This is a genomic window from Streptomyces katrae, assembly GCF_002028425.1.
Classification (GTDB): Bacteria; Actinomycetota; Actinomycetes; order Streptomycetales; family Streptomycetaceae; genus Streptomyces; species Streptomyces katrae_A.
On sequence record NZ_CP020042.1, the window covers coordinates 2,990,332 to 3,004,429 of the forward strand.

The window sequence follows — 14,098 nt, forward strand, 5'->3', positions numbered from 1 at the left end:
CCAAGATGCCCGCCCCATCCGCAAGACCCTGTTCACAGACTGGAACGCACCGCTCCGTCCACCGCCGAACCCGCCCCCGCAGCGGCCCGCCGCTGGAGCCAGGCCCGCTCGGCGACCGACCAGGCCGTGGTGGTCAGCAGGTACAGCCCGGCGGCCAGTGGCACGACGGCAGCCGTGATCAGCGTCCCGAACGACAGCAGCGGCAGCACCCCGCCCAGCTTGCGCATCGCGGCCAGCTGCCCGGCGGTCGGCGCGGCCGCCGCCCCGCCCGCCCCCTTCACCGAGGAGGGCGGCACGGGCAGCACGGGCGCCACGACCGGCGCGGCCGCCGCGGCCCGCCGCCCCCGCACGGCACTCCACGCGGCCACCACCGCGATCGCGGCGAACAGCCCCAGGAACACCAGCCCCTGCGGCCCGAACACGCCGCCCGCCTCCAGCGCCCCGGACCACCGCGCCCCGAGGGGCGTGGCGAACAGCCGGTGGCCGAGCAGCTCGTCCCCCGAGGAGAACGACCGGTACATCAGGTAGAACACCGGCAGCTGCAGCAGCATCGGCAGACACCCCGCCCCCGGGGTCGCCGCACGGAACGCGGCACGGCCCAGCGGGAACAGGGCGAGCCGTACGAGCAGGGTGAACAGCACGATCGCGGCAGCGGTCGCGGACTCGGCCAGTACCGGCTCCAGGAGCCGGCCCAGCTCGGCAACGAGATGAGTGAAAACGGACACGCGGGCCCTCCGAGGGGTCTCGTCAAACGTCGAAAAGGTGCATTTCGGCGTGACGACCCACGAGGGGCGACAACAGCGTTCAGTCGAAGGAAGAGCAGAAGGCAGCGGACACTGCGCGCCCCTACGCGGCCGTCAGGACCAGACGGCCGGGCGCCCTGGGCCGCGACCGGCCCGAAGCGTCGGGATCGCGCTGCGGCAGGAACGCCGTGCGCTGCTCGCGATCACGGATCGCGGTACGTATTCGGTGCGGCGGAACGGGCCGCACGAGGCACGCCGCCGCCAGCACGGCCGCACCCACGGCGACCGCCGCGGCCAGCGCGACCACCCCGGCCGCCAGGCCGGCCTCCCCGGACAGCAGCCCCAGCACCCCGCCGAGCAGCAGGAGCCCGACGAGCAGCCGGGCGGCGCGGGAGCCCTCGTGGAACAAGAAGGAGGACACGCCGAACCGCCGATCCTCAACCGCACGACCCACGCGAACCACCCCCCTCACCACACCAGAACTCACGATCGACACCAGCTCCTCGATCCTAACGGCTCCCACCGACAACGCCCTTGAGGGTCCCCCAGACCACCAGCCGGTACTTGGACGTGTACTCCGGGGTGCAGGTCGTCAGCGTGATGTACGACCCGGCCTCCTCGTACCCGTACCCGGGCTTCACCCCGCTGCGCGGCACCGGCGCGATCACCCCCACGTCCCCCGGGCTCGTCTCCGCCAGCACCTTCCCCACCACGTACGTGTACCGCCGTCCCCGCAGGTCGACGGACACCTCGTCCCCCGCCCGCAGCCGGTTCAGGTACCGGAACGGCTCCCCGTGCGTGTTCCGGTGCCCGGCCAGCGCGAAGTTCCCCTCCGCCCCCGGCTGCGCCGTCCCCGGGTAGTGCCCCACGTAGCCCTTGTCCAGCACGGCCCGCCGGTCGACCCCCTCCGCGACGGGCACGGCCAGCCCGAGCCGGGGGATCCGCAACACCCCGTACGCCTCGTCCCGCGCCGACCCGGCACCCCCGCCCGCGGGCTTCCCACCCTTCCCGCCGCCCCCGGCCCCCGCCGAAGCGGACCCGCCGGAGCCCCCACCAGCCCCCTCACCCGAACCCCCGCTAGAACCCCCCTCGACCACCCCTGGAACCTCCCCCACCCCAGACACCCCAGCCGCCCCCTCTCCTCCTCCCCCTCCCCCTCCTCCCCCTCCTCCCCCTTCTGCCCATCCCCTCTCCAGGGCCCGGACCTGCGCCTGCGCCCCGGCCACGGCCTGCCGATTGGTCCACCACACCTGGTGCACCACCAGCAACGCCACCACCACCCCCACCGTGGTCAGGACCTCACCGGCCCCCCACAGCAGCCGCGCGAACCCGGCCCGGCCCGCCCGCCGACCGCCCCCTTGCACCACCACGCGCACCTGATCCCGCACGGCCGGCACCCTAAGACTTCCCCCCTCAACTGACCAGCGGCAGTACGGTGTGAACCATGCGCCCCGACACGCCTGCAGAGCACATCGCCGAAGCCGAGCGCCTCATCCGCACGGCGACCCGCTACCCCGAGGACCAGGAACCCCTCCTCCTCCAGGCCGCGGCCCACCTCGAACTGGGCGACGCCCGGGATCGCGCGAGCGCGCTCTACGACCGCCTGCTGTCCGCCTCCCCCGCCAACCCCCACCTGATCAAGGCCCGCCAGGCCGCGAACCTGTGGGAGTACGGCCACGAGGCCGAGGCCCGCGCCCTGATCTCCGGCATCCGCGCCGCCGCCCCCGCGGACCCGGCCCCCTGGGAGATCATCGCGGAGGCCCTCGAGGCCCACGACGAGCTCGAAGCCTCCCACGAGTGCTTCACGGAGGCGGCGGCCCTCCTCACCTCGGAGGACACCCCCCTCACCCAGGCCACGACCGCGCTCCTGACGGGCCGCCACCGCGTCCGCCGGCTCCTCGCGCTCCCCCACGACGACTGGGACATGGTCGCCGACACCCGCCACATCGGCCCGATCCCGCTGGACGAACTCCACGACCCCAAGCGCATCTGGGCCCTGGGCTCCAACGACCCGGCGGAACTCCGCGCCGAGATCGCCCGCCTGCGCGCCGAACTCGGCGACCGCCGCGCCGCCCTCTCGCGCCCCTTCCCGGTGGCCATCCTCCACTGGCCCGCCCGCGAACTGGCCGAACTCCTCACCAGCTACCCCACCCTGGCGGCGGAGTACCCCACCCACGAGGCCCACCTGGCAAAGGTCGAGTCCTCCCTGCGCACCCTGGCCGCCTCGGGCACCACGAACCTCGGCATCGTCACGGCCAGCGTCCCCTCGTACGAGGCCTTCGCCGCATCGGAAAAATCCTCCCCGGCCTCCCCGTCCCTCCTGGCGGAATACGCCACCACCCTGGCCGCCCGAGGCAAAGCCACCCCCTGGCCCCCCACCCCCACGGCCCCCTGCTGGTGCACCTCGGGCAAGCCGTACGCGGAGTGCCACGGAGTAAACGGCTGAACCGAATCTGCCAATAGCTGACCAGACGGGACCCCCCTCAGGCATCAGTGCGCCACATTTCGGCGGTAGTTGTCGGTAGTCCTTGCTACAACCGAGTGGCGAAGATCCAGCGATGAGTGGGGGTTCCATGTCTTCAGGCGTCCACCCGAGCACGACCAAGCCGACGACCGGCGTGCATGAAACGCTGATCACGACTGCCCTCGAGGAGCAGCTCAAGGAGCTCATTGCCTCCGGAGCAGTCGTGATCGATGAGCCAGTGAACGCTGACGCGGCGCAGCACGTTCTGACACGACACGTGGCTCAGGCTGTCGGGCACATACTGAGGAAACTGGCTCCTGGGGATCGCGTCCGCGCAACCAACGACATCCTCCATTCCTTGAGTTCTTATGAGGGCGCTCAAGAGTTGACACGCCCCATCGTTGCCGGGCCGCGTCAACTGCTCGCGGTGACAGAGTCCGCCCCTGTGGGGCCGTCGCCAGCCGCCCCGACCTACGCCGTTCGGCCGTCAACCCCCTTCTCCGACACCGCACTCCTCACGAACTCCCCGGAAGACCCCAACCTCGGAGCAGAGCTTCGAGCAGAGCTCGCCACGGCAGACCGGATCGACCTCCTGTGCGCCTTCGTCAAGTGGACGGGGCTTCGCCTGCTCGAGAAGCCCCTGAAGGAAGCAGCCGCCCGGGGCGTTCCCATCCGCGTGATCACCACCACCTACATCGGGGCCACCGAGCGTCGGGCCCTGGACCGGCTGGTGCGCGAGTTCAAGGCCGAGGTGAAGATCAACTACGAGCTCCACTCGACACGCCTTCACGCCAAAGCCTGGCTCTTCCGCCGCCGTTCAGGATTCGACACCGCCTACGTCGGCAGTTCCAACCTGTCCAAAGCGGCACTGCTCGACGGACTGGAATGGAACGTCCGACTCTCCGGTATCGCCACTCCAGACGTGTTGCGCAAGTTCGAGGCTACGTTTGACACCTATTGGAGCGAGCGGGCCTTCGAGCCATACGACCCTGACCTCGATGCGCAGCGACTGGACGAAGCACTGAAGGCCGCAGGCGGCTCTGGCGACATCAACGCCGCACGGATGATCAGTCTGTCCGGCCTCGAGATTCACCCTCTGCCCCACCAGCGAGACATGCTGGAGCGCCTTGAGGTAGAACGTACGGTGCACGACCGCCATCGCAATCTGCTCGTTGCCGCTACGGGCACGGGAAAAACCGTGATGGCGGCACTCGACTTGAAGCACCTGCAAGTCAAGCTGGGTCGTAAGCTGCGCCTCCTGTTCGTCGCCCACCGCAAGGAAATCCTCGACCAGTCCCTCCGCACATACCAGAACGTCCTCAACGATGCGAACTTCGGCGAATTGCTGTACAGCGGAGAGATCCCCCAGGATTGGACTCACGTCTTCGCGAGCGTGCAGTCACTCACCGAGCGGACACTGAACCGTCTCCCCGCCAACCACTTCGATGTCATCGTCATCGACGAGTTCCATCACGGCACCTCGCCCACCTATCGAAGAATCGTCGATCACTTTAGCCCTCTCGAACTGCTGGGTCTCACGGCAACGCCAGAACGGATGGACGGGCTGACCATCCAGGACGAATTCTTCAACGGTCGGATTGCCGCGGAGATGAGGCTGTGGGAGGCTCTCGATAATAATCTCCTCTGCCCCTTCCATTACTTCGGCATCAGCGACAACACCGATATGAGCGCAGTGGCGTGGAAGCGCGGAGACTACGACACCGCTTCCCTCAGCAGCGTGTTCACCGGCAACGATGCGCGGGCTCGACTCGTCGTACGGGCGCTCCAGGACAAGCATGGGTCTCCCGAAACCATGCGGGCCTTGGGGTTCTGCGTCTCAGTGGCCCACGCGCAGTTCATGGCCGACTTCTTCAATCAGGCAGGCTTCCAAGCCGCGGCCCTGTCGGGGGAGACCCCGCGCCCACTCCGCAAGGCGGCGCTCGACGACCTTCGGGCGGGGAAGCTGAACGTCATCTTCTCCGTGGACCTCTTCAACGAGGGCCTCGATATCCCGGACGTCGATACCTTGCTCCTGCTTCGACCGACTTCCAGTGCCACGGTGTTCCTGCAACAGCTCGGACGAGGCCTGCGACGCAGCGAAGGCAAGTCCGTGCTCACCGTCCTGGATTTCATCGGCCAGCACCGCAAGGAATTCCGCTTCGAGGAGCAGTTCCGCGCTCTCACCAATTTGACGCGCAACCGACTGCTCAGCAGCATCGAGCGCGACTTCCCCCAGCTGCCCTCCGGATGCCAGATCCTCCTGGAGTCGAAAGCGAAGGAGAACATCCTCGCCAACATCCGCAACCAGCTCAACGTCAACGTCAAGCAACTGGCCAGGGAAGTTGCCGCGTACCGCGAGGTGAAGCTCTCCACCTACCTCGATGAGAGCGGCCGAGACATCAAGGAGATTTACCGCGGGAACGGAAACTCCTGGACCCGCTTGCTCCGACGGGCGGGCTTGCTGACCACTCCGCCACCCCCGGGCGAGGAAGCCCTACTGAGGCGCGTCGCCTCAGCGTTCCTCCACGTGGACGATCAAGCTCGGGTTCAGGCGTACACGGAACTGCTCGCAGACGACGCCCCCACCTATGAGGCTCTCAGTAAGCAAGCACAGGCATATGCCCGCATGCTCTTCTTCTCCCTATGGCCAAAGGGAGGAAACTTCTCCAGCTATCAAGAGGCCTTCGACTCCCTGAAGCCCCACGAAGCGTTCCGCGATGAGGTGCGCCAGGTGCTGGCGCACGGACTGGACCGCGTCGAACACGTGCCGTTGCCCCTTACTGGCGACCACGCGCCCCTTCCGCTGGCCGTTCACGCTTCCTACAGCCGGGAAGAGATCCTGCCGGCACTGGGCCAGTCCGTGATCGGCGGCGGCGTCATGCCGGGGATCTTTCGGGAGGGAGTGACGTGGTGCGAAAACATCCAGACCGATGCGCTACTGATCACCCTGGAAAAGGATGAGAAGGACTTTTCCCTGCAAACCCGCTACAAGGACTACGCAATGAATGAGGTCCTCTTCCACTGGGAGTCGCAGAACAGGACCTCTGAAGGCTCCCCCACGGGGATGCGCTACCAGAACCACGTCAAGAACGGCTCGCACGTGCTGCTCTTCGTCCGACGCTTCAAGTCGACGGACATCGGCGGCCCGCAGGCTTGGATGCTCCTCGGACCTGCCGACTACGTCCGCCACTCGGGGAGCAAGCCGATGGCGATCGAGTGGAATCTGCATCACGAGATGCCGGCCGACGTGTGGGCGTACTCCACCATCGCCAACTGACCTGGGACGAGAAGGAGCATCACCCCACCCACGGGAAGAGCGGCAGCTGTTGGTGGCCGCGGGCTGTGGCGGTGGGTGGGGTGGGGCGGGGGGTGGTCAGGGTGAGGAGGGTGCGGAGGGCCGCGAGGACTTCGTCTGGGGTGTCCCGGATCATCGACGGGGTGGCGCTGACCACCAGGACGCCGTGGGATTCCAGGCGGAGGCGGCGGCGGAGGGTGGCGTGCCAGGCGTCGCGGGTGTAGTGGTACTCCGCCGAGTCGACCTCCAGGGCCACGCCCTCGTCGGGCCAGTAGGCGTCCGGGCTGGCCAGGAAGGTGCCGTCCGGGGTGTAGAGGCGTGCGTTCCACAGCGGGGTCGGGAGGTCCGTGCCGGTGAGGGCGTCGCGGGCCTGGGCTTCGGCGACCGAGCGGACCCCGGCCAGGAGTTCCCCGGCGGCGGCGTGGATCGCCGGGCGGGACAGGAGGCGGGCGCTGCGGAGTTCGGTGTGGAGGTCGTGCGGGTGGCACCAGCCCGACTGGACGACCTGGGCCAGCACGGAGCGGACCCGCTCGGCGCTCGGGCAGCGGGCGGCGAAGTCGGCGGCCGCGCGGACCGGGCGGGCGCTGGGCACGCCCGAGACGGTCAGGGTGCCCGGCCAGCGGGCGGTCGTCACGGAGCGGACCTGAGGGGTGGCGGTGAGCCGGCGCGGGCTGCGGATCAGGACGTCGGCCGGGGTCGGCGGGGCGTCGCGGATGCCGAGGAGGGTGAGCGCGGCTCCGCCGGTGAGGGCCGCGGTATCGCCGGTGAGGGGGTCCGCGGCGGGTTCGGCGGCGTACAGGACGGCGGCCAGGGCGCGTTGGCGGTGGTCGGGAGGGCCCGTCTGGAGGAGGTAGACGCGGGGCAGGAGACGTTGCCAGGGGCCGCCGGGGCGGATGCGGGAGGTGATGGTGGTGTGGGGGACGCCGGCGGTGGTGAGTTGGTGGCGGGTGGCGAGGTTCAGCTGGCGGCGGGTGAGGGATGTGGCGGTGGGGGGAGTAGGGGTTGGGGTGCTTGCTTTGTGGGTGATCATGGCCCCGGTATGCCCGGGGTGGGCGTGTCCAGTCGTCTCTTTCGGGTGGCGGTGGGGTCAGTGCGGGTGGTCCGATCGGCCCGGGTGGTTCGGGGAGAGGAAGACGACCACGTTCGTCTCGGTGCCCGGGAGGGCGGGGACCTCGTGCCAGCCGAGGCGGTGGTAGGTGGCGACGGTGTCCTCGGCCAGGCGTGAGGTGAGGAGCCACGCGCGGTGTTCGGGGGCGTCGGCGGTGATCTCCGTGAGGAGGGCCCGGCCGGTGCCGGTGCCGCGTGCGTAGGCCCGTACGGCCAGTTCGTCCACCTCCAGGGCGCCGACCAGCAGGTCGCGCACCCGGTCCGGGCCGAGCTGCGCGGCGACCTGGGGATAGCCCCGGCCCCCGGGGAAGGGGGCCGGGGTCAGCCAGGCCGTCGCGAAGCCGTCGACGCCGGCGGGGGACTGTACGAAGGCGGTACGGAATCCGGGGCGGCGGACGTCGGTGTGGAGGCGGCCCGCGAACTGGCGAATGGTTTCTGCGTCTTCGTTCCAGGGCGGGGCGGAGAAGACGTCGGCGTAGGCGTCGAGGAGTTCGTCCGCGAGGTCGAGGACGGCGCGGCCGTAGGAGATCACGAGCGGCTCCGGGGGTGGGTGGATGGGTGGGGAAGGCGGGTGGTTGCCGAGTGTGGGTGAAACCGAAAGTAGGTGACGGGGGCGCGGAACCTGCGGATAGGAGGAACCCGGCGTGTGCCGACAAATCGGCCGTCGTGTGTGCGTGTCGCGGGGCGGCGCCGGGCGTTGAGCAGCCGTGGACAGACTGCTGCTGGTGGCGGGCCGATGTGCGCTCGCCTTCCTTCTCGTCCTCGGGGTCGTGGCGCTGCTGCCGCGCGCGGTGCGCGAGGCGCTGCCCGACGCCGTGGTGGGCGGGGCCGTGCTCGCGCTGGGAGCGGTGGGTGTCCGCCGGGGTTCCAGGCGTCCGCGTTAGCCTCATGAGTAGTTCATCGCATGACATGACTTATCTGGCGCGTACGTGGATTTGTGTGGTGCGTACGTCTGACACGACGAGGGAGTTCGACATGGCGCGGGTACCGAGTTCCGCGGTGGCGGCAGCCGGGCTGATCGGCGGCTACGCCGTCGCCCGGTGGACGAAGAAGCGCCCCCTGGGCGGGGTCGTGCTCGGCGCCGCCGGGATCGTGGCCGGCCGGGAGTGGCACCGCCGCGGCGGGGTCCCGGCGGCGGCCGGTCTGGGGGCGCTGTACCTCGCGGGCTTCGCGGGGGCGCATCCGCTGGCGAAGAAGGTCGGCGCGTGGCCGGCGGTGGCCGGGGCGGCCGGCGTCGTCGCGGCGACGGCGTGGGCGGTGTCCGACCGGGGGTGACCCCGCCCGGGGGGCGGGGCGGCGGGGTCGCTGGCCATTGCCCCCCCTTGAGGGGGAGGCGGGGCGGTGGCGGGGCGGTGGCGGGGTATGCCGGTCGCCCTCCGCCTGTACCGCACGCGACCGGCACCGAAATGCCGGACGGGACGGGCCGATGGTCGGGGTCCCGGTGGGGCGGCGGCTAGGCGCCGAGCGTGCGGGAGACCGTGTAGATCAGGAGGCCCGCCAAGGCGCCGACCACGGTGCCGTTGATGCGGATGAACTGGAGGTCGCGGCCGATGTGGGCCTCGATCTTGCGGGAGGTGTGTTCCGCGTCCCAGGCGGCCACCGTGTCGGTGATCAGGGAGGTGATCTCCGTGCGGTACGTGGTGACCACGTAGACCAGCGCGCCCTCGATCCAGCCCTCCACCTTCGCCTGCAGGCGGCCGTCCGTCGCCAGGCGGGCGCCCAGGGAGATCAGGGAGGAGCGGACGCGCAGGCGCAGTTCGCTGCGTTCGTCCTCCGCCGCCGAGATGATCATCGAGCGGACCGCCGTCCACGCCGACGCGATCACGTCCTGCACCTCGCCCCGCGCCAGGACCTCCGACTTCAGCCGTTCCACCCGGGCCCGCGTCTCCGTGTCCGCCTGGAGGTCCGCCGCGAAGTCCGTCAGGAAGCGGTCCACCGCCCCGCGCGCCGGGTGGCCCGGCATGTCGCGCATCTCCGTGACGAACCGCAGCAGCTCCTTGTACACCCGGTCACCGACCTTGCGGTCGACGAAGCGCGGGGTCCAGCCCGGGGCGCCGCCCTGGACCGCGTCCATGACGGAGTCCCCGTGGGTGACCAGCCAGTCGTGGGCCTTGGCGCAGATCAGGTCGACCGCCCGGTGGTGCCCTCCGTCGGCGACGACGCGCTCCAGGGTCTTGCCGATGCCCGGCGCGATCTCCGCCGCCTCCGCCCGGCGGGTGATGGCCTCGCCGACCACGGCCTGGACGTCGGAGTCGCGCAGGACGGTGAGGGCGCCGCGCAGGGCGGTGGCCAGTTCCGCCGTGACCCGGTCGGCGTGATCGGGCTCGGCCAGCCAGGCGCCGAGGCGGCCGCCGATGCCCAGGGCGTGCAGCCGGGCGCGTACGACGTCGGCGGAGAGGAAGTTCTCGCCCACGAACTCCCCCAGCGAGACCCCCAGCTGGTCCTTCTTCGTGGGGATGATCGCCGTGTGGGGGATGGGCAGCCCCAGGGGGTGGCGGAAGAGGGCCGTCACCGCGAACCAGTCGGCGAGCGCGCCGACCATGCCGGCCTCCGCCGCGGCGGCGACGTATCCGGCCCAGCCGCCCGCCCCCCAGACCTGCTGGGCGCATGTGGCCAGGGCGTAGACCACCGCGACGACGATCAGCAGACCCGTCGCGGTCGTCTTCATGCGGCGGACGCCCCGCCGCCGCTCTTCGTCCGCCTCGTTGAAGACGAACGCGCCGCGGGCGGATGGGCCCGCAGCCGGTCCCGGTTCCTTCATGTGGTGCTCCTGCCTTCCCCCGATGGCCGGTTTTGTCTGCATAGCATCCGACTCCCGGGAGGGCCGGGGAGTTCCCGGCGCGCCGCCGGCCGGGTCCCGCTAGAGCTCCTTGCGGACCTCGCCGCCGCCCAGGTTCCTGCCGCCCTTCGGCTGCTTGGGAGGCTTCGGCGCCTTGACCTTGACCGCCACTCCGCCCCAGAAGGCGAGGCCGTTGACGATCACCCGCGGGGCCCCAGGTTCCGGGCGGCTCTCCAGGGACCGGCCCTGGTCGAAGCCCCCCATGATGCCGATGCCCCGTACGTCGACCTCGACGCCCGGCGGGACGGTGATCTCGATGCCGCCCATGATGGCCACGCAGGTGATGACGACCTCGCGCGCCGCGAAGTCGGCCTCGCGCAGGTCGAGCTCGCCGCCGCCCCAGAAGGCCACGGCGTTGAACTGCGCGGGCACCGTCCAGTGCCCCTTGCGCTGGAACCCCGACATGATCGCGACCGCCGACGAGGAGGCCCACGTACCGCCGATGCGGGACTGCCAGGACGAGGTGGCGGAGACGGGGCCGGGAGCGTAGGAGAGGGCCGAGGAGGACTCGGGGGCCGGAAGGTCGCTGGTCAGGGGTTCGAGTTCGGCGTACGTACGGGACTTGTACGCCGCCTCCAGCCGCTCCTCGAACTCCTCCATGTCCAGCCGGCCCTCGGCGACGGCGTCCCGCAGGCGCTCGACGACCCGCTCGCGGTCGGCGTCCGACGCCCGCAGGGAGGGGGCGGCCTCCGCCCGAGATGCCCGAGGGGCCTGAGATGTCTGAGGGGCCTGAGATACCTGAGATACCTGAGATGCCTGAGGGGCCTGAGGGGCCTGAGGGGCCTGGCCTTGAGGGCCCTGGCCTTGGGGGGCCTTGTCCAGGGAGGTCTTCTCCGGCGTCGCCTGCTCCGGGCGCTCGTCACTCATGCGGGTCAGACTATGCAGAGAAGCCCGGCGGTTGAACGGTCCCGACCCCGGGCGGCACCCCGACCCCGCCCCTGATTTCCCCCTGACCTCCGCCCCCGGACGGCCCCGCCCCCCTCAGCCCCGCCCCGCGTACATCCGTGCGATCACGTCCTCGATGTCCGGCTCCCGCACCGACAGGTCCAGCAGCGGATACCGCGCCGCCACCGCCGCCACCAGCGGCGCCGCCGACTCCCGGGCCGGGAAGGCCAGCCACTGCCGCGCCCCCTCCACCCGCACCACCCGCGCCCCCGCCACCTCCAGCGGCGGGAGCTCCCGCTCCAGGTCCACCACCAGGGTCCGCTCACCGCCCTCCCCCAGCGCGTGCAGACCGCCCAGCGCCCCGTCGTACACCAGCCGGCCGTGGTCGATGACCATCACCCGTTCGCACAGCTGCTCGATGTCCTGGAGGTCGTGCGTCGTCAGCAGCACCGTCGTCCCGAGCTCCTCGTTCAGCTGCCGCAGGAACTCCCGCACCCGCGCCTTGCTGACCACGTCCAGCCCGATCGTCGGCTCGTCCAGGTACAGCACCTCCGGGTCGTGCAGCAGCGCCGCCGCGATGTCCCCGCGCATCCGCTGCCCCAGCGACAGCTGCCGCACTGGCACGTCCAGCAGCGCCGCGAGGTCCAGCCGGTCCACGCAGCGGTCCAGGTTCTCCCGGAACCGGGCCTCCGGGATCCGGTACATGCGGCGCATCAGCCCGTACGAGTCCTTCAGCGGCAGGTCCCACCACAGGGTGGTCCGCTGCCCGAAGACCACCCCGATCCGGTGCGCGAGGCGCATCCGCTCCCGCGACGGGTCGATGCCCGCGACCCGCAGCCGGCCGCCGCTCGGGGTGAGGATGCCCGTCAGCATCTTGATCGTGGTGGACTTCCCCGCGCCGTTGGGCCCGATGTACCCGACCACCTCGCCCCGGGCGACCTCGAAACTGATCCCGTCCACTGCCCTGACCCGGCGTTTCTCCCTGCGCACCAGCCCGACACGGCGCCGGACCTCGAAGACCTTCTCGACCGCCTCCAGAGAGACGAGGACATCGGACACGACTAGCTCCCCGTGCTTCGGTACGAACGGACCCCCGCGCGCCACGCCAGCGACGCGGGCAGGAACACCGCGAAGGCGACCAGCGGGCTCAGGTACGCGGCCCACCCCGGCAGCCCCAGCGGATCGGGCCGGCCCAGCACGTACAGCGCGGGCAGCCAGTTGACGAAGGCCAGCGGGACCACGAAGGTCACCCCGCGCAGCAGCTCCTTCCCGAACACCGTCGGCGGGTACTGGAGCATGGTGCAGCCCCCGTACGTGAAGGAGTTCTGCACCTCCGCCGCGTCCCCGGCGACGAACTGGAAGGCCGCCCCGGCCACGAGCACCCCGCCGAAGATCCCTGCCCCGGCCACCACCATGACCGGCACCAGCAGCACCTTCCCCGGCGTCCAGTCCACGTCCAGCACCGAGAGCGCCCAGCCCAGCACCCCCAGCCCCTGCGCGATCCGCCCCAGCCGCCGCAGCGCGAACCGGTCGGCGGCCACCTGTGCGAGCAGCGGGACGGGCCGCACCAGCATGGTGTCGAGGGAGCCGTCGCGGATCCGGGCGCCGACCCGCTCGGTGTTGCCGAGGAGCAGGTCCGCCAGCCCGAGGGAGGCGGAGCAGGACCCGTACAGGAGGGCGATCTCGGGAAGGGTGAACCCGCCGAGCGCCTCCACGTGGGAGAACATGACGGCGATCGCGACGAAGTCGAGCACCGTGATGGCCGCGTTCCCGACCGTGGCCAGCAGGAACGACGCCCGGTACGCCATCGTCGAGCGGATCCACATCCCCACGATCAGCCCGTAGCCCCGCAGCCCCTCGCGCAGCCGGCCACCGCGCCCCGGCGCGGGCTCGTACGGCCACCGCCCCGGGCCGCCCGGTGCCGCCCCCGCCCCCGTACGGCTCACCACCGTCTCAGCCACCCTGGACCACCACCTTCCGCGTGGCCGCCGACTGCACCAGCCGCCCCGCACCCAGCAGCCCCACCGCCCACACCGCCTGGAAGCCCAGCGCCCGCACCGCTCCTCCGGACCCGGCGTGGGTGCCGAGCAGCACGTCCAGCGGGACCTGGAGCATCGCGGCCCACGGCAGCAGCCGCACCACCTCGCCGAAGCCTCCGGGGAAGACGGTCAGGGGCAGCAGCATCCCGGAGAAGAAGACGGTGACGACGGTCGCCATCAGGTTGACGCCCGCCCCGTCCAGCAGCCAGAACGCGGCCAGCGCCAGCAGGTACCGCACCCCGAACCCGACGACCAGCCCGAGGGCCACCGACAGCAGGAACAGCAGCCAGCGCAGCGGATCGGACGGCAGCGCCAGGGTGAAGGCGCACGCCCCGGCCGCCAGCGGCAGCAGCCCGCGCCCCAGCAACTGGAAGCCCGCACGGCCCAGGTCGGTCGCCAGCCACCAGGCCTGGAGGTCGGCCGGACGGTACAGGTCGACGGCGACGTCACCCGTACGGATGCGTTCCTGGAGCTCCTCCTGGAAGCCGCCGCCGATGAGCGAGGCGGCCGCCAGCAGGGCCTGGCTGACCCAGACGAAGGTGAGGGCCTGGGCCTGGTCGTAGCCGCCGAGGTGGGGGCGCTCGTCCCACAGGGCGATGTACGTGTACGCGACGATGAAGCCGAAGACCGTGTTGGTGAAGACGCCTGCGGCGGTCGCCGTCCCGTAGGCCGCATAGCGGCGGAACCCGCCCGCGGCGACGGCCAGATAGAGCCGCACCGTATCCC

General features: G+C 71.0%; 14 protein-coding genes. 4 read left to right on the forward strand and 10 right to left on the reverse strand.

What is annotated here, in order from left to right:
• Positions 1-32: 32 nt before the first annotated feature.
• The 3 genes from B4U46_RS13455 to B4U46_RS13465 form a co-directional block, all read right to left on the reverse strand.
• A complete protein-coding gene (locus B4U46_RS13455) occupies positions 33-725 on the reverse strand; it encodes a YidC/Oxa1 family membrane protein insertase (protein ID WP_079427270.1) in 693 nt (230 codons plus the stop codon).
• A 121-nt stretch (positions 726-846) separates the two neighbouring features.
• Positions 847-1,164, reverse strand: coding sequence for a DUF6412 domain-containing protein (locus B4U46_RS13460; RefSeq protein WP_398898516.1), 318 nt, complete (start codon positions 1,162-1,164; stop codon positions 847-849).
• Between the two features lie 88 nt (positions 1,165-1,252).
• Entirely contained in the window at positions 1,253-2,140 is an 888-nt protein-coding gene (locus B4U46_RS13465) for a class E sortase (protein ID WP_311736928.1), read from the reverse strand.
• A 47-nt stretch (positions 2,141-2,187) separates the two neighbouring features.
• Between B4U46_RS13465 and B4U46_RS13470 the strand changes: the two genes are divergently transcribed.
• Both B4U46_RS13470 and B4U46_RS13475 read left to right on the forward strand, forming a co-directional pair.
• Positions 2,188-3,189 carry an SEC-C domain-containing protein gene (locus B4U46_RS13470; protein WP_079427272.1) on the forward strand — a complete coding sequence of 334 codons (1,002 nt, stop codon included), beginning with the start codon at positions 2,188-2,190 and terminating at the stop codon, positions 3,187-3,189.
• A 127-nt stretch (positions 3,190-3,316) separates the two neighbouring features.
• On the forward strand, positions 3,317-6,484 hold the full coding sequence (locus tag B4U46_RS13475; RefSeq protein WP_079427274.1) for a DEAD/DEAH box helicase: 3,168 nt from the start codon (positions 3,317-3,319) through the stop codon (positions 6,482-6,484).
• A 19-nt stretch (positions 6,485-6,503) separates the two neighbouring features.
• On the opposite strand, the gene B4U46_RS13480 is transcribed toward B4U46_RS13475, so the two are convergent.
• Positions 6,504-7,532, reverse strand: a complete 1,029-nt coding sequence (locus B4U46_RS13480) for a hypothetical protein (protein WP_079427276.1) — start codon at positions 7,530-7,532, stop codon at positions 6,504-6,506.
• A 57-nt stretch (positions 7,533-7,589) separates the two neighbouring features.
• Positions 7,590-8,141 carry an N-acetyltransferase gene (locus B4U46_RS13485; protein WP_208949813.1) on the reverse strand — a complete coding sequence of 184 codons (552 nt, stop codon included), beginning with the start codon at positions 8,139-8,141 and terminating at the stop codon, positions 7,590-7,592.
• A gap of 175 nt (positions 8,142-8,316) precedes the next feature.
• Between B4U46_RS13485 and B4U46_RS37370 the strand changes: the two genes are divergently transcribed.
• Together B4U46_RS37370 and B4U46_RS13490 are read left to right on the forward strand one after the other, a co-directional pair.
• Positions 8,317-8,493, forward strand: a complete 177-nt coding sequence (locus B4U46_RS37370; protein WP_159036781.1) for a hypothetical protein — start codon at positions 8,317-8,319, stop codon at positions 8,491-8,493.
• Between the two features lie 91 nt (positions 8,494-8,584).
• Positions 8,585-8,884 carry a hypothetical protein gene (locus B4U46_RS13490; protein ID WP_079427278.1) on the forward strand — a complete coding sequence of 100 codons (300 nt, stop codon included), beginning with the start codon at positions 8,585-8,587 and terminating at the stop codon, positions 8,882-8,884.
• A gap of 178 nt (positions 8,885-9,062) precedes the next feature.
• Here the strand turns inward: B4U46_RS13490 and B4U46_RS13495 are convergent, their stop codons facing one another.
• From B4U46_RS13495 to B4U46_RS13515, 5 genes are all read right to left on the reverse strand, one after another.
• Positions 9,063-10,370 carry a DUF445 domain-containing protein gene (locus tag B4U46_RS13495; protein WP_079427280.1) on the reverse strand — a complete coding sequence of 436 codons (1,308 nt, stop codon included), beginning with the start codon at positions 10,368-10,370 and terminating at the stop codon, positions 9,063-9,065.
• Positions 10,371-10,469: 99 nt separating this feature from the next.
• Positions 10,470-11,315 (reverse strand): DUF1707 SHOCT-like domain-containing protein, encoded by an 846-nt coding sequence (locus B4U46_RS13500; protein WP_079427281.1) that lies wholly within the window; start codon positions 11,313-11,315, stop codon positions 10,470-10,472.
• A gap of 114 nt (positions 11,316-11,429) precedes the next feature.
• Positions 11,430-12,392, reverse strand: a complete 963-nt coding sequence (locus tag B4U46_RS13505; protein WP_237292851.1) for an ABC transporter ATP-binding protein — start codon at positions 12,390-12,392, stop codon at positions 11,430-11,432.
• Positions 12,393-12,394: 2 nt separating this feature from the next.
• Positions 12,395-13,294 carry an ABC transporter permease gene (locus tag B4U46_RS13510; protein ID WP_079427285.1) on the reverse strand — a complete coding sequence of 300 codons (900 nt, stop codon included), beginning with the start codon at positions 13,292-13,294 and terminating at the stop codon, positions 12,395-12,397.
• Positions 13,287-14,090, reverse strand: a complete 804-nt coding sequence (locus B4U46_RS13515) for an ABC transporter permease (RefSeq protein ID WP_079427287.1) — start codon at positions 14,088-14,090, stop codon at positions 13,287-13,289. Before B4U46_RS13515 ends, B4U46_RS13510 begins: the two co-directional genes overlap by 8 nt.
• Between the last annotated feature and the right edge of the window lie 8 nt (positions 14,091-14,098).